This window comes from Humibacter sp., from assembly GCF_035547335.1.
GTDB lineage: Bacteria > Actinomycetota > Actinomycetes > Actinomycetales > Microbacteriaceae > Humibacter.
On the sequence record NZ_DASZVF010000055.1, the window covers coordinates 53,459 to 71,319 of the forward strand.

The 17,861-nt window shown below is 68.2% G+C and carries 16 protein-coding genes; 11 read left to right on the forward strand and 5 right to left on the reverse strand.

The window, feature by feature from the left end:
* The first annotated feature begins 29 nt into the window (after positions 1-29).
* Complete coding sequence (locus VHB92_RS11790; protein ID WP_325453950.1) at positions 30-1,184, forward strand: YihY/virulence factor BrkB family protein; 1,155 nt, start codon at positions 30-32, stop codon at positions 1,182-1,184.
* Positions 1,185-1,283: 99 nt separating this feature from the next.
* On the forward strand, positions 1,284-1,586 hold the full coding sequence (locus tag VHB92_RS11795; RefSeq protein ID WP_325453951.1) for a hypothetical protein: 303 nt from the start codon (positions 1,284-1,286) through the stop codon (positions 1,584-1,586).
* A gap of 71 nt (positions 1,587-1,657) precedes the next feature.
* Here VHB92_RS11795 and VHB92_RS11800 read toward each other — a convergent pair whose 3' ends face one another.
* Positions 1,658-4,201 carry an ATP-dependent DNA ligase gene (locus tag VHB92_RS11800; protein WP_325453952.1) on the reverse strand — a complete coding sequence of 848 codons (2,544 nt, stop codon included), beginning with the start codon at positions 4,199-4,201 and terminating at the stop codon, positions 1,658-1,660.
* Positions 4,202-4,363: 162 nt separating this feature from the next.
* Between VHB92_RS11800 and VHB92_RS11805 the strand changes: the two genes are divergently transcribed.
* From VHB92_RS11805 to VHB92_RS11815, 3 genes are all read left to right on the forward strand, one after another.
* Positions 4,364-5,269, forward strand: a complete 906-nt coding sequence (locus tag VHB92_RS11805; protein WP_325453953.1) for a Ku protein — start codon at positions 4,364-4,366, stop codon at positions 5,267-5,269.
* A gap of 194 nt (positions 5,270-5,463) precedes the next feature.
* Positions 5,464-5,796, forward strand: a complete 333-nt coding sequence (locus VHB92_RS11810; RefSeq protein ID WP_325453954.1) for a hypothetical protein — start codon at positions 5,464-5,466, stop codon at positions 5,794-5,796.
* A 2-nt stretch (positions 5,797-5,798) separates the two neighbouring features.
* Complete coding sequence (locus VHB92_RS11815; RefSeq protein WP_325453955.1) at positions 5,799-6,764, forward strand: NUDIX domain-containing protein; 966 nt, start codon at positions 5,799-5,801, stop codon at positions 6,762-6,764.
* Between the two features lie 121 nt (positions 6,765-6,885).
* On the opposite strand, the gene VHB92_RS11820 is transcribed toward VHB92_RS11815, so the two are convergent.
* Together VHB92_RS11820 and VHB92_RS11825 are read right to left on the reverse strand one after the other, a co-directional pair.
* Positions 6,886-7,341, reverse strand: coding sequence for a hypothetical protein (locus tag VHB92_RS11820; RefSeq protein ID WP_325453956.1), 456 nt, complete (start codon positions 7,339-7,341; stop codon positions 6,886-6,888).
* Positions 7,342-7,428: 87 nt separating this feature from the next.
* Positions 7,429-8,253, reverse strand: a complete 825-nt coding sequence (locus VHB92_RS11825) for a DUF1295 domain-containing protein (RefSeq protein ID WP_325453957.1) — start codon at positions 8,251-8,253, stop codon at positions 7,429-7,431.
* Positions 8,254-8,372: 119 nt separating this feature from the next.
* Here VHB92_RS11825 and VHB92_RS11830 point away from each other — a divergent pair, with 119 nt between their 5' ends.
* From VHB92_RS11830 to VHB92_RS11845, 4 genes are all read left to right on the forward strand, one after another.
* On the forward strand, positions 8,373-9,005 hold the full coding sequence (locus tag VHB92_RS11830) for a CDP-alcohol phosphatidyltransferase family protein (RefSeq protein ID WP_325453958.1): 633 nt from the start codon (positions 8,373-8,375) through the stop codon (positions 9,003-9,005).
* A complete protein-coding gene (locus VHB92_RS11835; protein WP_325453959.1) occupies positions 8,998-9,471 on the forward strand; it encodes an FHA domain-containing protein in 474 nt (157 codons plus the stop codon). The genes VHB92_RS11830 and VHB92_RS11835 overlap by 8 nt, the downstream gene beginning before the upstream one ends.
* Complete coding sequence (locus VHB92_RS11840; RefSeq protein ID WP_325453960.1) at positions 9,471-10,181, forward strand: MerR family transcriptional regulator; 711 nt, start codon at positions 9,471-9,473, stop codon at positions 10,179-10,181. Before VHB92_RS11835 ends, VHB92_RS11840 begins: the two co-directional genes overlap by 1 nt.
* A gap of 124 nt (positions 10,182-10,305) precedes the next feature.
* Positions 10,306-10,854, forward strand: a complete 549-nt coding sequence (locus VHB92_RS11845; RefSeq protein WP_325453961.1) for a MerR family transcriptional regulator — start codon at positions 10,306-10,308, stop codon at positions 10,852-10,854.
* Between the two features lie 173 nt (positions 10,855-11,027).
* Here VHB92_RS11845 and VHB92_RS11850 read toward each other — a convergent pair whose 3' ends face one another.
* Positions 11,028-11,837, reverse strand: a complete 810-nt coding sequence (locus tag VHB92_RS11850) for a ParA family protein (RefSeq protein WP_414653107.1) — start codon at positions 11,835-11,837, stop codon at positions 11,028-11,030.
* Between the two features lie 79 nt (positions 11,838-11,916).
* Between VHB92_RS11850 and VHB92_RS11855 the strand changes: the two genes are divergently transcribed.
* Together VHB92_RS11855 and VHB92_RS11860 are read left to right on the forward strand one after the other, a co-directional pair.
* Positions 11,917-15,321 carry a pyruvate carboxylase gene (locus VHB92_RS11855; RefSeq protein WP_325453963.1) on the forward strand — a complete coding sequence of 1,135 codons (3,405 nt, stop codon included), beginning with the start codon at positions 11,917-11,919 and terminating at the stop codon, positions 15,319-15,321.
* A gap of 86 nt (positions 15,322-15,407) precedes the next feature.
* Positions 15,408-15,899 carry a peptide deformylase gene (locus VHB92_RS11860; RefSeq protein ID WP_325453964.1) on the forward strand — a complete coding sequence of 164 codons (492 nt, stop codon included), beginning with the start codon at positions 15,408-15,410 and terminating at the stop codon, positions 15,897-15,899.
* Positions 15,900-15,953: 54 nt separating this feature from the next.
* On the opposite strand, the gene VHB92_RS11865 is transcribed toward VHB92_RS11860, so the two are convergent.
* The gene (locus VHB92_RS11865) at positions 15,954-17,783 is read right to left on the reverse strand and encodes an AMP-dependent synthetase/ligase (protein ID WP_325453965.1); all 1,830 of its coding nucleotides are present in this window, start codon (positions 17,781-17,783) and stop codon (positions 15,954-15,956) included.
* Positions 17,784-17,861: the final 78 nt, after the last annotated feature.

Consider the following 17,861-nt stretch of genomic DNA (forward strand, 5'->3'; position numbering starts at 1 on the left):
CGCATCCCATCCGTCGTAGCGTGGCGTGCATGGATGCGCTGGATCTGGCGAAGAAGCACACCAAACGCGCCGCGAAGCGCACGGAGAAGCTGGTCAAGACCCATCGCGAGCACGAGCAGAAACCGCCGTCACGCGAGGAGCTCGCCCTGCGCGAGCGTGAGGAGAAGGCGGCGGCGTCTGCCCGATACGGCCGCCTCCCGTGGAAGTACGTGCTCGGTCGCACCCTGCGCGAGTACGGCAGAGACGGATGCTCCAACATCGCGGCCGGGCTCACCTACTTCTCCGTGCTGTCGGCCCTGCCCGCTCTCCTCGCGCTCATCTCGGTTCTCGGTCTGCTGGGTGCCGACCGCTCCGGATCGAAGAAGCTCCTGGAGGTGATCGACACGGTCGCACCGCAACAGGTGCAGCCGGCGCTGTCCTCCTTGCTCTCGCAGCTCACCTCGTCGAGCGCAGCGGGCATCGGGCTCGCCATCGGCATCATCGGAGCCGTGTGGTCCGCCTCCGGCTACGTCGGCGCGTTCACGCGCGCCGTGAACCGCATCTATGGAGTGAAGGAGGGACGCACGACCATCGTGCTGCGCTCGCAGCAGGTTCTGATCACGGTCGTCGTGCTCGCGCTCGCCGTCGTGATCGTGCTCGCCCTCGTCCTGAGCGGCTCGGTCTCGCGCACGATCGGCCAGGCGCTGGGGATCGGAGACGCGGTGTTCACCACGTGGGAGATCGTCAAGTGGCCCCTGATCGCTGTCGCGGTCATCCTCGCCGTCGCCGTGCTGTACTTCGGGGCGCCGAACCTCCATCACCCGCGCATCCGCTACGTCGCGTCCGGCGCGGCGATCGCGGTCGTCATCATGGTCGTCGGCTCGGTGCTCTTCGGGTTCTACGTGTCCAACTTCTCCAGCTACAACCGCGTCTACGGTGCGGTCGGCGGCCTGCTCGTCGCTCTGCTCTGGGTGTGGCTGGTGAACCTCGCACTCGTGATCGGGGCCGAGATCGGATCCGAGCTGGAACGCGGGCACGAGTTGTCCATCGGCGAGTCGGCGGAGCGCGTCGTCAGGCTCCGCGTGCGCGGCGAGAAGGCGTCGGACAAGGCGGAGGAGAAACTCAGGGCCGACGAGCGGGTGGGAGCTGCCATCCGCAGAGCGACAGCGATTCAGGGCGGCAGGGACGGCGCGATGAGTGCGTAACCGGCAGGAGCCGGGTTAGCCTGACAGCGTTCCTCCTGCACCGCGTTCACGCATCCGTCAGCGGATGCCACCATCCGTTCACACCACAGGGAGACATCGATGATCGCGTCCATTCTCGAGAACGACAGCGTGCACTTCGAGCACAGGGGCCTCGGATACGTGGTGCACCGGATGGGACCGGCCGACTGGGTCGTGCGGTCAGACGACGGCCGCGCGATCGGAGCCCTGACGGTGGTCTCGCCGGAGGGCGAGGAACACGAACCGGTCTACGGCGGCATCATCGCAGGCCAGACGGAGACCGACTACGAGGGCTCCGACTGGGAGTCGATCGTGCGCGGGCTCGTCAACGAGGCGTTGGACGCCGATGACGGATCCATGACCCAGGTGACGACGCAGCACTGACGAGCCGGCGCTGACTGGCCGCGTTGACGGCTCAGCGCTGAAACGCAGCATGACGGCCCGACGCTGACGGTTCAGCTCTCGCGCACCACGTCGCGCGGATCCTTGTCGGTGCGCCACCCGCGCCAGGACGGCTGCCTGAGGCGGCCGCCTCTCGTCCACTCCGCGAACTCCACCTCGCCGACGAGGTCGGGCTTCACCCAGTGCACCCCGCGAGCGTCGGCCGGCGGGATGTCCTCGAACGGGTTCGTCTTCGCCTCGAGGCCGCCCAGTCGCTCGGCGATCTCGTCGAGCGCGGCGTCGCCGAACCCGGTGCCCACCTTGCCCACGTAAGTGAGCTTCCTGCCGTGCGGGATGCCGAGCAGCAGTGATCCGACGCCGTTCGCTCGTCTCCCTTCCCCGGGTTTCCAGCCGCCGATCACCACTTCCTGCGTTCCGTGGTGCTTCACCTTGACCCACGCGGTCGACCGCCTGCCCGAGGCGTACGTGGACTCCCTGTCCTTGGCCACGATGCCCTCGAGCCCGGCCTTCTTGCTGCGGGCCATGGCCTCCTCGATCGGCAGGTCGACGGCATCCGGAACCTGGAGAATGCCGCGATGGCGGTCGGTGACGACGTGCTCCAGGGCCGCGCGGCGCACCTCGTACTCCTCGCTTGTGACGTCGTGGCCGTCGAGCTCGAGGATGTCGAACGCGTAGTAGCGCACGGGGACACGCGCCGCGGTGCGCGAGATCTCGGTCTCGTTCTGCAGGTTCATCCGCTGCTGCAGAAGCCCGAAGTCCGGATGCCCGTCGTTCAGCGCGACGATCTCGCCGTCGAGCACGGCGGGCGAGCGCACGCCGTCCGCGATCGCCGTCAGCTCCGGATACTGCGCCGTGACGTCGTGTCCGTTGCGGGTCACGAGCCGCACGGCGCCGTCCTGCACGTAGGCGATCGCGCGGATGCCGTCCCACTTGTTCTCGAAGACCCAGCGGTCCTCGTCGTGGCCGAGCTGCGCCGCGCTGCCGAGCGTCGCGAGCATGGGGGAGTAGTCCTTGCGGTGCGGCTGGAGGTCCATCCGGTGGATGAGCCAGTTCTTCTCATCAGCGGAGGAATCCGAGGAGCCGCGCCTGGTCGAATGCCCGGTGTGGATGAGCGCCACCTTCACCGGCTGTCCGCCGAGGCCGCCTCCCTCCGACGGATGCAGCGTGACGATGACCTCCTCGCCCTCTCGCCACTTCTCGAGGTCGTACACGCCTGAGTCCCAGATGTCCACGTGTCCTGCGCCGTATTCCCCGCGCGGAATGTCTCCTGCGAAGCCCCCGTAGTCCAGGGGGTGGTCTTCGGTCTGCACCGCGAGGTGGTTCTCCTTGGTGTCTGTCGGCACGCCCTTCGGAAGCGCCCAGCTCACGAGCACGCCGTCTCGCTCGATCCTGAAGTCGTAGTGCAGCCGGCGCGCGGCGTGCTTCTGGATCACGAACGAACGCCCATTGGTGGTCTTCGGCTTCCCGCGCGGCACGGGTTCCGGGGTCTTCGCGGCGTCGCGTTTGCTCCGGTACACCGTGAGCCGGTCGCGCGAGGACCCGGCCCGGGCCTGCTCGTCGGCGCTTTCCGCTGCTTCGGACGAGTCCCGGCCGGCATCCGTCTTGGCCGATCTGCCGCCGCGCCCGCTTCGGGCTGCCGCCTTGGCGTCGCTCGCGGACCCCTGCGAGGCCTCCGCGAGTGGATCGCCCTTCGTCGCTACGCGTTTCAGCACCTCCTCGTATCCCAGATGGCGCAGCTTGGGCGACGCGAGCTCGCGCCAGGTGCGAGGCACGGCGACCGTCGGGTGAGCCCGGCCGCGCAGGGAATAGGGTGCGATCGTGGTCTTGTTCGCGTTGTTCTGACTCCAGTCGATGAACACCTTGCCCGCGCGATCGGCACGTTTCATCGTGCTGATGACCTCGTCTTTGTGATCCGCCTCCAGAGCGCGCGCGAGCTCGTGCGCGACCTGCGAGATCTGATCCGACGTCTGGCCTCCGTCGAGCCCCGCATAGAGATGGATGCCCTTGCTGCCGCTCGTCACCGGAACGGGATCCAGCCCCACGTCGGTGAGGATGTCCCTCGCCCAGCCAGCCACCTCGGCGCACTCGATCAGTCCCACACCCTCTCCGGGGTCGAGGTCGAGCACGAGGCGGTCGGGGTTCTTCCTGGCTCCGCGGGGGCCCGCCTTCCACTGCGAAACGTGGATCTCCAGCGCCGCGATCTGGCCGAGCCAGGCGAGCACGGCAGGCTCGTTCACGAGCGGATACGTGTTCGCGTGATCCTTGTGCTCGATGGTGACGCGCGGAACCCAGTCCGGCGTGCCCTCGTCGAGGTTCTTGTGGAAGAACGGCGCCTCCGGATGCTCGCCGGTGCCGACGCCGTTCGGCCACCGTTTGCGCGTGGCGGGCCGACCCTGCGCGTGTTCGATGAGAAACGGGGCGATCTGGGCGTAGTAGGCGACCACGTCGCCCTTGGTCGTGCCGGTCTCGGGGTACAGCACCTTGTCGAGGTTGGTCAGTTTGAGCCGGTGCCCGTCGATCTCCACCAGCTGAGAACCGCCCGACCGCCGCGAGCCGGATGTGCCGCCGGAGGCGCGGGATGCGTTGTTGGCCGCCATGTGACAGACGTTACGCTCGCCCGAGCAGCGGTCGCGACGGCTTGACGGCCGTCAGAGAGCGGCTCGTGACGCTCCGCTCTCGGTCTGTCCGCGCATCCCTGGTGGGCAGCGCATCGGGCAGGAGGGTTGTCGTTCGTCGCGGAGGGCTGTGCAATAGACGGTATGCGAGCCATCGGTAAGCGCGTGATCGCCTTCGGCCTGGTCAACGTGCCCGTGAAGATCTACAGCGCCACGGAGGACCACGACGTGTCGCTGCACCAGGTGCACGACAAGGACGGCGGTCGCATCCGCTACAAGCGCACGTGCGAGATCGACGGCAGCGTCGTCCCCTATGAGCACATCGTCAAGGCCTACGACTCGGGAGACCAGACGGTCGTCCTCACCGACGAGGATCTCTCCTCGCTTCCGGAGGAGCGCAGCAACGAGATCGAGGTGGTCGAGTTCGTCCCCGACGACCAGGTGGATCCGATCATGTTCGAGCGCAGCTACTTCCTGGAACCGGACTCCAAGTCGGCCAAGGCGTACGTGCTGCTCCGTCAGACCCTCGAAGCGACCAACCGCACCGCGATCGTCAAGTTCGCGCTGCGCCAGAAGACCCGGCTTGGCGCCCTTCGTGTGCGCGACGGCGTGCTCGTGCTCCAGGGCCTGCTGTGGGCCGACGAGGTGCGCAAGCCCGAGTTCCAGAGCCTCTCGGAGAACGTCAAGGTCACCGACAAGGAACTGGACATGTCCGCGCGACTCGTCGCCAGCTACGAGAGCGACTTCTCGCCGGAGAAGTTCGAAGACGACTATCAGATCCAGTTGAAGAAGCTCATCGACGCCAAGCTCGAGCAGGGCGAGAGCATCGACACGGGGGCCACCTTCGGCGAAGAGGGCGAAGGCGAGAAGGGCGAGGTCCTCGACCTCATGGAGGCCCTGCGCCGGAGCGTGGAGAAGAACAGGGGAGCGAAGAAGGGCACGTCCACGGGCTCGAAGACTCGCTCCTCGAAGCCTCGCACCACGAAGCCGCGAGCGCCGAAGGCGGACACGGGGAGCACAGGAAGCCGCACGCGCAAGAAGGCGGGCTGAACCCGAGCGGGTGGATGAACCGCGCGGCGTCCTCGTCGACGAGTGCCGCGTCAACCCCCTGCTCTGGGGGCACCGCCGATTCGCTCGCTGCAGTGACTCCTCCGGTCGCCCGGTCAGGCGGGCGTGAGCGCCATTCCAGGCTTCCTGGATTCCGATATGCCGTGAGCGGGCATCCGTGCTGCGATGATGGGCAGATGGGATACCTCATCTACGGTTCCGGTGCTGAGTACGAGATCGACGACCGCACCCTGGCTCATCTCAAGATCGCGATCGTGGTCAAGCTTCGGTTGCAGGAGAGCTTCCTGATCAACTGGACCGTCCCCGCCGAAGAAGGCTCGGGACGTGTGAGCCTGTGGGTCTCGCCCGCGATACCTCTGCAGTTCCGGTTCTCGGGCAGCAGGCCGCCGGAGCTCAACCGCGTCTGGCTCGAGGCGCTCGCGCTCTCGTCGCACGGGACGCGGGGCATGGTCGTGATGCCGGAGTCGGACGCGGAGGGTTTCGTGGCTTCTGCGCCGAGCGCAGGGTAGGCGTGTCGGAGGCGACGGGGCCGGCAGGCGGCCGCGCACACGACGACGAGCGCACAGCGCCGTCGACGGGAAGCGGTGGCCCTGCGCATCTGCAGCGCCGGCCACTCGGCAGCGGAGACGCGTGGGTGGACGGCCCCGACGGCCGGCGGTTCTGGGGAACGTACGGGGCGGCCGGACTCCTCGTCGTCAGTGAGGACTCCGGCATCCTCTTGCAGCATCGCGCGGAATGGAGCCACTTCGGCGGCACGTGGGGACTGCCGGGAGGCGCTCGCCATCGTGACGAGAGCGCCAGGGACGGCGCCGTGCGGGAGGCTGCCGAGGAAGCGGGGGTGCCTCCCGAGTCGGTGCAGCCCCTCTTCCTCTCCCGGCTCGACCTCGGCTGGTGGTCGTACTCGACCGTCGTCGCAGCGACGTCGTCTCCGTTCGTGCCGGTCATCGGCGACGCGGAGAGCATCGAGGTGCGTTGGGTTCCCCTCGACGACGTCGAGATCCTGCCACTCCACCCATCGTTCGCGGAGCGTTGGCCTCAGCTCCGCCCCGACCTGTTCCGCCGGCCCGTCGTCATCGTCGACGCTGCGAATGTCGTCGGCTCACGGCCGGATGGCTGGTGGCGGGACCGGCCAGGGGCGGCAGCGCGGCTCGTCGAGCATCTCGGCGCGCTGGGCGACACCGGCTGGCCGGCCGCGATGCTGGGCCTGCCGCACGACGCGTGGTGGCCGAACGTGGTCGTCGTGCTGGAAGGTGAGGCGAAGCGGATGCCGCAGCCCGAGCACCTGCACGGGCTCACCATCGTGCGAGCGGACGCCGACGGCGACTCGGCCATCATCGAGCGAACGCGGTCGCTTCCCGATCCTGCTCAGGCGATCGTGGTGACGGCGGACAGAGGGCTGGCGCACCGCGTTGCCGAGCTGGGAGCGGCCGTCGCATCCCCCGCCGCGCTCTGGAGAGGAGCGCACGCGCTGGGCTGAGCGGGCTCCCAGGGGATACCGGATCTCCGGGACGCACAGCCCTGCACGCCGGGCCCTCTGGAACGCGCGGGCCGCGGGGTCACGCGGACGCCTGGTACGCGCGGACCTCTGGGATCGAGGCTCAGGCCGGTGTCGCTTGCTCGGCGAGCGAGCCCTTCCACTTCACGAGGGCGCGCACCGTCGAGCTCGGATCCTCGGCGAGAACGTCCATCACGTCCGCAGGCACGAAGTAGTTGACCGCGACCCAGCCGCGCACGAGCTCCGACCGGTCTCCGGCCAGTTCTCTCAGCACGTCGCACGGCGTCGCTTCGTTGCGAGCGACGCAGGCCCGCACGCCATCGTCGGGGTCCCGCGCAAGCGTCTCGAAGAGGTCCGGCGGCGTGTTGTAGCTGCTCGCGACGCTCTCGCGGATCTTGGGGTTCTCGCTCTCGGCGAGGAGCCGCAACCGCCGGATCTTGCTCTCCGTGATCGCGGGCATGGGGTGCAGAGCCGCCGCCTCCTCAGCACTCAGCATCGCCGGTGCCGCGCGGCGCATGGCTTCGCGCTGGGCTGGTGTGTTGAAGCGGATGCACGACATGCCTCCAGGCTAGCGACGGTGTGCGTCATCCGGTCGCATCAGCACGCGCGTCAGCCGGTCGTGCGCCGACGCGCTTCTGCGCGTCGCTCAGCGTGCCGTCGCGGCGAGCCGACGGCGCTTCGGCAGCCACGGCACCACGGCGGAGGTGGTCGCCTGGTATTCGGCGTACTCCGGGTAGCGGCTGCGCGTGATGCTCTCGGTGAAGATCGTGGATCCGATGAAGAGCACGGTCAGCAGAAGCGCGCCCAGAACGGTCCACTGCAGCACGGAGCGGGCAGCGATCGCTCCGAAGAAGAAGAACACCCACCATTGGGCCTGCTCGAAGAAGAAGTTCGGATGCCGCGAGAAGCGGAAGAGCCCGGACTGCAGGAAGCGGGGGTTCGGCTGACGACCCGCAGCCACCTCCGCCGCCTTCCAGGCGTGGAAGTCCCACTGCTGCTGGTCGGCGACCGACTCACCGATCAGGAACACGAGGAAGACCACGGCCGCGACGACATCGAGAACGGTGAACGGGCTCGGGTGCTCGTATGCCGTCCAGGCGGGCAGCGTGAACAGGAAGATCAGAACGTTCTGGTAGATCACGATGAAGAGCAGGTTGAACAGGAACCACTTCCAGCCGGCGATCCTCGATCGCAGCAGCGCCCAGCGGTAGTCCTCGCCGCCTGCCGCGTAGCCGCCCTTCCTCGCGAAGTTGAACGTGAGTCTGGCTCCCCACAGCGTGACCAGCGCGGCCATCACGTCCAGGCGCGGGTCGGTGAGGCCCGCGGCGATCGCGTACACCCAGACGTAGACGACGGGGATGATCGACCAGATGCGGTCGACCCACGAGTACTCCTTGGTGAGAAGCGACAGCACCCAGGTCACGACGCAGACCGCCGCGAGTATCCATAGGCACACGATCACGGGGGACATGTACCGAATTCTAGGGGTGCAGCTGAACCCGGGCCATCGTCGGCCGGAGGCCGCAGCGGACGGCACTCCTCGGGGAGGCGACAAGCGGCACGCACCCGGTCGGCCTAAGATTGCCAGCCGTGGCACAAGCATCCGGAGCGGTCTCCTCTCGGGTGTTCACCATCCCCAATCTGCTCAGCTTCTTCCGCCTCGCGCTCGTTCCGGTCTTCCTCTTGTTCGTGATAGCGGGCTGGGATGCCTCGGCCCTGCTCGTGCTCGTCGTCGCCAGCGTCACCGACTTCTTCGACGGGTTCCTGGCGCGACGTCTCCATCAGGTCTCGCGTCTCGGTCAGCTGCTCGACCCGGCGGCCGACCGGCTCTACATCTTCGCTGCGCTCATCGGGCTCGCATGGCGCGAGCTGCTTCCGTGGTGGCTCGTGGCGGCCATCGTCGCGCGCGACGTGATGCTGCTCGTCCTCGGCATCGTGCTGGCCAACCACGGCCACGGCCCTCTGCCCGTGCATCATCTGGGCAAGATCGCCACATTCGCGCTGCTCGTCGCGCTGCCGGTCCTCATGCTGGGCGAGGCGTTCCCGGTCATCGCGTGGGCGTCCCAGCCGGTCGGCTGGGCGATCGCGATCTGGGGCGCCTTCCTCTACTGGTGGGCCGGCATCCTCTACATCCGTGAAACGCGGCGTGTGGTTCGCGGTGCGCCTGTCATAGCCGGTGCGGCATCCGATACGCTTTCTGCAGAGGAGGTCGACGGTGGCTGAGCAGAACAACCCGAACCGCGAAGCACGCTCCGCCTCGGGGGAGGACACGACCGCCGGATTCGGCGAGGAGTTCGCCGCGGCGATGAACGCGCAGGCCGCCGGCGTCTCGCCGGAGGAGCGCGAGGCGATCAGCGCGCTGCCGAGCGGCTCGGCGCTGCTGATCGTGCGGCGCGGTCCCAATACGGGAGCACGCTTCCTGCTGGACGCGGACGTCACGACGGCCGGCAGGCATCCGGACGCCGACATCTTCCTCGACGACGTGACGGTCTCGCGCCGGCATGCCGAGTTCATCCGGCACGGAACGGCCTTCGAGGTGAAAGACCTGGGCTCCCTCAACGGCACGTACTTCGACGGAGTGCGCGTCGAGAGCGCCATGCTGACAGACGGCGCCGAGGTGCAGGTCGGAAAGTTCCGCCTCACGTTCTATGCCGCCCGCCCCGACCTGGACGCGTCGGCGACGGCCTGATGGCCCGCGAGTCCTCACAGGCGCGCGGTTCCGCGGTCGCCCGTGGACCCGCGCTGCTGAGCATCGGCCAGGTGCTCGCCCAGCTGACCCCTGAGTTCCCGGACCTCGCCCCGTCGAAGCTGCGATTCCTCGAGGAGCAGGGGCTCGTCACGCCCGCTCGCACGGCGTCCGGCTATCGCAAGTTCTGTGCCGAGGACGTCGAGCGGCTGCGCACGATCCTCACACTGCAGCGCGAGCACTACCTTCCCCTCAAGGTGATCCGGTCGTACCTCGCCGACCAGGATGCCGGCCGGGCACCCATCCTGCCCGGCACCACGGGACCGTCCCGCCCGACCATCCTGTCGACCGGTCGGCGCTTCAGCCGCGACGAGCTGCTGAACGAGGCGGATGCCTCGCCCGCACTGCTTCAGGAAGCGATCGCGGCATCCTTGATCGCCCCGGCCGAGGTGTACGGCGACGATCAGCTGACCGTGCTCAAGGCCCTCGTCGAACTGCACCGCTCGGGAATCGAGCCGCGGCATCTGCGCGGGCTCCGGGCATCGGCGGAGCGTGACATCGGTCTCATCGAGACGGCCCTCGCACCCGTGCTGCGCCGGGCGGATGCGAGTGCGCGAGCCCGCGCGGGGGAGCTCGGTCGCGAGCTCGCGGACGATCTCGAGACGGTGCGCTCAGGCATCGTGCGTGCCGCTCTCGCGCGCCTGGCGCCGTGAGCGTGCGGGAGCCGGCGACACGCCGACCGGTTGGGGCGGATGTCATTGATCGCTTCCGTCGGCACGGTTACCGTGGAGGGTACGCCGCGCGTCAGCGGGGTGCCTGGGGTGAGAGGGAACGCGCATGACGGAAGTTCGTCGGAATGACGACGCTCGCTACGACCTCGGCTTCCTGTTCACCGACGGTCTTCCGGAGATGGATGACGTCTCGGGCTATCGCGGCGCCGTCGCGGCCCGTGCGGCCGGCATCAGCTACCGGCAACTGGACTACTGGGCGCGGACGGGTCTCGTCGAGCCGACCGTCAGAGGAGCGGCGGGGAGTGGGTCGCAGCGGCTGTACGGCTTCCGCGACATCCTGGTGCTCAAGCTCGTCAAACGCCTGCTCGACACCGGCATCTCGCTCCAGCAGATCCGCACCGCGGTGGAGCAGCTGCGCAAAGAGGGTGTCAACGACCTTGCGCAGACCACACTCATGAGCGACGGTGCCAGCGTCTACCTGTGCACGTCGGACGACGAGGTGATCGACCTCGTGGGCCGTGGTCAGGGCGTGTTCGGCATCGCGGTGGGCAAGGTGCTCCGTGAGGTCGAGACCAGCCTGGTCGAGCTGAACGTGCAGGCGTCGGACCCGATGGACGAGCTCGCGGCTCGTCGCGCGGCCCGCAAGATCAGCTGAACGCCGCCGGCAAGATCAGCTGAAGCACTCAGTCGAGCGACGCTGCGCCGACCGCGCTCAGGCGACCCGCACGCAACCGACGGCTGTCGATCGGCGGCATCGATCAGCGGCGTCGACGAACGTGCGTCGGCCAATCAGCCGAGGCCGTCCTCGATCGGGGCCGCGCCGAATCCTCAGTTGCTGCTCTCGGCGTATTCGCCCATGCGCGCCGTCCTGAGCACGCGCTCGAGCAGCATGTCGAAGTTGTGCGCCATCTCCTGCGCGCTCTCACCCGGCCAAACGTGCAGCGGCTTGGCAGCGCCCTGCGCCTGCTGCAGCGAGGTGCGCTCAGGGAGCTGAGGCGAGAGCACGAGCGGCCCGAACATGTCGCGCAGCTCCTTGATGCGGAACTGGTGCTCCAGGGACTGCACCCTGGCCCGGTTCACGATGATCCCGAGCGGCTGAAGCCGGGGAGACAGGCCGCGCCTGATCTCCTCGATGGCGCGCAGCGCGCGGTCGGCAGCGGCCACGGAGAACAGGCCGGGTTCCGTCACGACAGACACCCGGTCGCTCGCGGCCCACGCAGTGCGGGTCAGGGCGTTGAGTGATGGCGCGCAGTCGATGAGCACGAGGTCGTAGTCGTGCTCCACGTTGGCGAGCGCCTCTTCGAGCTTCCAGATGTCGCGGATCGAGGGGTGCGGACCGTCGAAGTTGATGGCGGACGGACTGCCGATCATGACGTCGACCTTGCCCGGCCGCCCGCGCGTCCACCCGCTCGGCGCGATCGCCGCACGCACCACCTTCTCCTTCGGAGAGGCGAGCACGTCGGCCACGTTGAGGTGGCCGGCGATCGTGATGTCCATGCCGGTCGAGACGTCGGACTGCGGGTCGAGGTCGACGACGAGCGTGCGCAGGCCCTTGGCGAAAGCGGCTGAGGCGAGGCCCAACGTCACGGTCGTCTTGCCGACACCGCCTTTGAGGGAACTGACGCTGAGCACATGCACAAGAGGCAACGTTACCGTCAGTAGTCTTAGAGAACCTAACCGTTCGCTGAGCGGCGCGTGCCCCGCCAGAGAGGCTCTGATGTTCACGAAGATCCTGGTTGCCAACCGCGGGGAGATCGCCATCAGGGCGTTCCGCGCGGCCTACGAACTCGGCGCGCAGACCGTCGCGGTGTTCCCGTACGAAGACCGCAATTCGATGCATCGGCTCAAGGCGGACGAGGCGTACGAGATCGGCGAGCCGGGGCATCCGGTGCGCGCCTACCTCGATGTCGACGAGATCATCAGGGTCGCGAAGCAGTCCGGCGCCGACGCCATCTACCCCGGCTACGGCTTCCTGTCCGAGAACCCGGAGCTCGCCGAGGCGGCCGCGCGCGCGGGCATCACGTTCATCGGCCCGAACGCGGATGTGCTGCGGATGGCGGGCAACAAGGTGACGGCGAAGGAGCACGCGATTGCCGCAGGCGTTCCCGTTCTGGCCTCGACACCGCCGTCGCGAGACATCGAGGAGCTCCTGGCGGGTGCCGAGGCGATCGGGTTCCCCGTCTTCGCGAAGGCCGTCGCGGGAGGCGGCGGCCGCGGCATGCGGCGGGTGAACAGTCTGGCCGACCTGAGACCGGCGCTCGAAGAGGCGATGCGGGAGGCCGACAGCGCGTTCGGCGACCCCACCATGTTCCTCGAGCAAGCCGTGCTGAGACCGCGGCACATCGAGGTCCAGGTGCTGGCGGATGCCTCCGGCCACACCGTGCACCTGTTCGAGCGGGACTGCTCCGTGCAGCGCCGACACCAGAAGGTGCTCGAGATCGCGCCCGCGCCCAGCCTGCCCGACGACATCCGGCAGTCGCTCTACCGCGACGCCGTGGCGTTCGCCGAGTCCATCGGCTACGTCAACGCGGGAACCGTCGAGTTCTTGCTCGACACGGTGGGGGAGCGTGCCGGGCAGCACGTCTTCATCGAGATGAACCCCCGCATCCAGGTGGAGCACACGGTCACGGAAGAGGTGACGGACGTCGACCTGGTGCAGTCGCAGATGCGCATCGCGGCGGGGGAGACGCTCGCCGACCTGGGGTTGCATCAGGAGAGCATCCAGCTGCACGGCGCTGCCATTCAGTGCCGCATCACTACGGAGGATCCGACTCAGGGCTTCCGGCCGGACACCGGAACCATCACCACCTACCGTTCACCCGGTGGCGGCGGCATCCGGCTCGATGGCGGCACGGTCGCCGCGGGTGCGCAGATCAGCCCCCATTTCGACTCGATGCTGGCCAAGCTCACCTGCCGCGGCCGTGATTTCGGCGCAGCTGTGCTCCGCGCCAGGCGCGCGCTGGCCGAATTCCGCATCCGCGGTGTCGCCACGAACATCCCGTTCCTCCAGGCGGTGCTGGACGACCCGTCGTTCGTGGCCGGCGATCTGAGCACGTCGTTCATCGAGGAACGTCCGCAGCTGCTGCGCGGGCGGGTGTCGAAGGATCGCGGAACGAAGCTCCTGAACTGGTTGGTCGACGTCACGGTGAACCAGCCGAACGGCCCTCGGCCGTCGGTGGCCGACCCGGTCGCGAAGCTGCCCGCTATCGATCTGAAAGCGCCTGCGCCCGATGGATCGCGGCAGCGTCTTCTCGCGCTCGGTCCTGCCGCATTCGCCGCCGAACTGCGCGCTCAGACCGCCCTCGCAGTGACCGAGACCACTTTCCGCGACGCCCACCAGTCGCTGCTGGCCACCCGAGTGCGCACCAGGGACCTGCTTGCCGTCGCGCCCTACGTGGCGAGGCTCACCCCTCAGCTGCTCTCGGTCGAGGCATGGGGCGGCGCCACGTACGACGTGGCCCTCCGCTTTCTCGGCGAGGATCCGTGGGAGCGGCTCGCCGCCCTGCGCGATGCCCTCCCGAACATCAACATCCAGATGCTGCTACGTGGCAGGAACACCGTCGGGTACACGCCGTATCCCACGGAGGTCACGGATGCGTTCGTTCGTGAAGCGGTCTCGACCGGTGTGGACATCTTCCGCATCTTCGACGCGCTCAACGACGTCGGCCAGATGCGCCCGGCCATCGACGCCGTGCTGGCCAGCGGCACCGCCGTGGCCGAGGTGGCGGTCTGCTACACGGGCGACGTGCTCGATCCCGCAGAGGAGCTGTACACGCTCGACTACTACCTGAGGCTCGCGGAGAACATCGTCAAGGCCGGAGCGCACGTTCTGGCCATCAAGGACATGGCCGGCCTGCTCCGGCCGGGTGCCGCCGAACTCCTCGTGCGCTCGTTCCGGGAGCGGTTCGACCTCCCGGTGCACGTGCACACGCACGACACCGCCGGCGGACAGCTGGCGACTCTGCTGGCGGCCAGCGCTGCGGGTGCCGACGCGGTCGATGTCGCCAGCGCGCCCATGGCGGGAACGACGAGCCAGCCATCGGCATCCGCTCTGGTCGCGGCCCTCGCCCACACCGACCGGGATACGGGCATTCCGCTGCGCAACGTGACGGACCTCGAGCCGTACTGGGCGGCGGTTCGCGGCATGTACTCGCCGTTCGAGTCGGGACTGCCAGGACCGACTGGGCGCGTCTACACGCACGAGATCCCCGGAGGACAGCTGTCGAATCTGAGGCAGCAGGCGAAAGCCCTCGGGCTGGCCGAGGACTTCGAGCTGATCGAGGACATGTACGCGGCCGCGGATCGCATCCTCGGCCGCATCCCCAAGGTGACGCCCTCGTCGAAAGTGGTAGGCGACCTCGCCTTGCATCTGGCCGCCGTGCACGCCGACCCCGACGACTTCGAGCAGAACCCGCAGAAGTACGACGTTCCGGACTCGGTCGTCGGATTCATGGCAGGCGAGCTCGGCGACCTGCCGGGTGGATGGCCAGAGCCGTTCCGCAGCAAGGTGCTCGAGGGCAAGAACGTGCGGGTCGCGGTGGCAGACCTCTCCGCCGACGATCGGGCGGCGCTCGACGGCGACTCTGCGTTGCGTCGCACCACCCTCAACCGACTGCTGTTCCCGGCGCCCGCCAGGCATTTCGAGCAGGTGCGCGAACTGTTCGGCGACGTCTCGGTTCTCGACACGGCCGACTACCTGTACGGGCTGACGCCCGGCCGGGAGCACGTCATCCGCCTGGCGCCCGGGGTGCGTCTCTACGCCGGACTGGAGGCGATCGGCGAGGCCGACGACAAGGGGATCCGCACGGTGATGACCACGCTGAACGGTCAGCTTCGTCCGGTCTTCGTGCGCGACCGCTCGATCACCGTGGAGGCGAAGTCCGCGGAGAAGGCGGATGCCTCCATCCCCGGCCACGTCGCCGCTCCGTTCTCCGGCGTCATCACGATGCAGGTGCAGGTGGGCGATCGCGTCGTCGCAGGCACACCTGTGGCCTCCATCGAGGCCATGAAGATGGAGGCGGCGATCGCCTCGCCGATCTCCGGAACCGTGGCACGGCTCGCCGTCCCCAAGACGCAGCAGGTGGATGCCGGCGATCTGCTCGTGGTGGTGAGCCCGGACTGACCCACGCCGGAGTCACGACCGCGTGGCTTGTCCACGTGCGGGTGCACGCGGACGGGGGAGAGCATCCGCCCCTATAAAATGAGGGGATGCCCGATCGTCCGATCCGCCTCTACGGCGACCCCGTGCTCTCCACCGTGTCCGACCCGATCACCACGGTGGACGACGGCGTGCGGGCGCTCGTCGCCGATCTCGTGGACAGCGTCAAGGTCGAGGGACGTGCAGGAGTCGCGGCGTGCCAGATCGGCGTGGGCCTTCGCGCGTTCAGCTACAACGTGGACGGCGAGGTCGGCTACCTGCTCAATCCCGAGATCGTCGAGCTCGGCGACGACGTGGAGGAGATCGACGAGGGATGCCTCTCCGTCCCCGGTCTCTGGTTCCCGACGCCGCGGCACACGTACGCCAAGGCCCGCGGCACCGATCTGGACGGCAACGAGGTCACCGTGGAGGGAACGGGGGTTCTCGCGCAGGCGTTGCAGCACGAGACCGACCACCTCGATGGCATCGTCTATCTCAAGCGGCTGAAGCCCGAGCGCCGCCGCGAAGCCATGCGCAAGGTTCGCGAGTCGGACTGGTTCTAGCCGTCCTGCCCGTCGTGCCTTCCCGGCACGCCGCGGCAGCAGCGAGCGGTCCGCTCAGCGCAGCGAGAAGCCCTCGGTCGCCGGAGCGTTCGAGTACAGCGCTTCGATCTGCGGGGCGAAGTCCTTCAGGATCTCGCCGCGCTTGATGCTGAGCTTCGGTGTCAGGTGGCCGCTCCGCTCCGTGAACTCGGTGGGCAGCACGACGAACTTGCGGATCGACTCCGCGCGCGAGACCTGCGCGTTCGCGGCATCCACGGCCTTCTGAAGCTCGGCGAGCACGGCAGGATGCTTCGCCGCGACCTCGAGCGGCATCGCGGCATCCTCCCCGTTGTTGTGCAGCCACACCGGGAGCATCTCGGTGTCCAGGGTGATGAGACATGCGATGAACGGCTTCTGGTCGCCGACGACCACGACCTGACCGACCAGGGGGTTGGCGCGGATGGGATCCTCGAGCACTGCCGGGGCCACGTTCTTGCCGCCCGCCGTGACGATGATCTCCTTCTTGCGTCCCGTGATGGTGAGGAAGCCGTCGTCGTCGAGACTGCCGAGGTCGCCGGTCTTGAACCAGCCGTCCTCGAACGACGATGCCGTCTGCTCGGGGTTCTTCCAGTACTCCTTGAACACGTCGACGCCCTTGACGAAGATCTCGCCGTCGTCCGCGATGCGGATGGCGACTCCCGGAAGCGGCAGTCCGACTGTGCCGATCTTCGTCGCCTGCGGCAGGTTCACGGTCGCAGGTGCCGTGGTCTCGGTCAGCCCGTAGCCCTCGAGCACCTTGATGCCCATGCTGTGGAAGAAGTGGCCCAGCCGGGCTCCCAGCGGCGCGGACCCGGAGACGGCGAACCGCACGTTGCCTCCCATGGCGGCGCGTAGCTTGGAGAACACCAGGCGATTGAAGAGCGCGTACTGCATACGGAGGCCGAGGGGAACGGATGCGCCGCCCTCCTGCGCCTTCGAGTACTCGATGGCGACGTTCGCGGCCCTGCGGAAGATGGCGCCCCTACCGCTCGACTCCGCGTTCTGCTCCGCCGAGTTGTAGACCTTCTCGAACACGCGGGGCACCGCCAGCAGGAAGCTGGGCTTGAAGGTCCCGAGCGAGGGGAGCAGGTTGCGGGTGTCGGGCTGGTGTCCGACCCGCACGCCCCCGTGCACGGAGAGAACCGAGATGAAACGGGCGAAGACGTGCGCGAGCGGAATGAACAGCAGCGTGGATGCACCGCCCCTGTCGTCGACGACGTCGGACAGGGCTACGGCCGAGTTGCGCGAGAGCTCGACGAAATTCGAGTGCGTGATGACGCATCCCTTCGGCCTGCCCATGGAGCCGGACGTGTAGATGATGGTCGCGAGGTCGTCGGCCTCGGCGAGACCGCGACGACGGATGATCTCCTCGTCGGGAACGTCCCTCCCGGTCTGCACCAGCTTCTCGAGGTCGCCGAGCTCGATCTGCCACACGTTCCTGATCTGGGGCAGGTCGGCCGCGACCTCGTCGAAGCGGGCGAAGTGGTCGGCGGTCTCCAGGAAGAGGGCTGAGGCGCCGGAATCGCTGAGGTTCCACTGCACCTGCTGCGGCGAGCTGGTGTCGTAGATCGGAACGAGCACCGCTCCCGCGTACCAGGTGGCGAAATCGATGAGCGACCACTCGTAGCGCGTGCGGCACATGATGCCGATCTTGTCGGCCGGCTGCACGCCCGCGGCGACCAGGCCCTTCGCCAGGGCGATCACCTCGGCCTCGAACTGGGCGGCGGTGACATCCACCCAGCCGTTTCCCGCCGGCTTGGCGAAGATCACCTTGTCGGGGGATTCCGCCACCCGCTCGACCAGCAGGTCTGCAGTGTTCGCATGGGGATCAGCGGGCACGGCGGCAGGCGTTTCGGCATGGTTCACTGGTAGCTCCTTCGGCACCGATCCAACCACTACACTCTATGCTGCACCGGCCGACAGCTCCGACGGCCGGTCCTCCTC

Excerpts from the sequence above, each read along its gene's own strand:
- VHB92_RS11790 (WP_325453950.1), top strand. The coding sequence starts at position 30 with ATGGATGCGCTGGATCTGGCGAAGAAGCACACCAAACGCGCCGCGAAG.
- VHB92_RS11795 (WP_325453951.1), top strand. The coding sequence starts at position 1,284 with ATGATCGCGTCCATTCTCGAGAACGACAGCGTGCACTTCGAGCACAGG.
- VHB92_RS11800 (WP_325453952.1), bottom strand. The coding sequence starts at position 4,201 with ATGGCGGCCAACAACGCATCCCGCGCCTCCGGCGGCACATCCGGCTCG.
- VHB92_RS11805 (WP_325453953.1), top strand. The coding sequence starts at position 4,364 with ATGCGAGCCATCGGTAAGCGCGTGATCGCCTTCGGCCTGGTCAACGTG.
- VHB92_RS11810 (WP_325453954.1), top strand. The coding sequence starts at position 5,464 with ATGGGATACCTCATCTACGGTTCCGGTGCTGAGTACGAGATCGACGAC.
- VHB92_RS11820 (WP_325453956.1), bottom strand. The coding sequence starts at position 7,341 with ATGTCGTGCATCCGCTTCAACACACCAGCCCAGCGCGAAGCCATGCGC.
- VHB92_RS11825 (WP_325453957.1), bottom strand. The coding sequence starts at position 8,253 with ATGTCCCCCGTGATCGTGTGCCTATGGATACTCGCGGCGGTCTGCGTC.
- VHB92_RS11840 (WP_325453960.1), top strand. The coding sequence starts at position 9,471 with ATGGCCCGCGAGTCCTCACAGGCGCGCGGTTCCGCGGTCGCCCGTGGA.
- VHB92_RS11845 (WP_325453961.1), top strand. The coding sequence starts at position 10,306 with ATGACGGAAGTTCGTCGGAATGACGACGCTCGCTACGACCTCGGCTTC.
- VHB92_RS11855 (WP_325453963.1), top strand. The coding sequence starts at position 11,917 with ATGTTCACGAAGATCCTGGTTGCCAACCGCGGGGAGATCGCCATCAGG.
- VHB92_RS11860 (WP_325453964.1), top strand. The coding sequence starts at position 15,408 with ATGCCCGATCGTCCGATCCGCCTCTACGGCGACCCCGTGCTCTCCACC.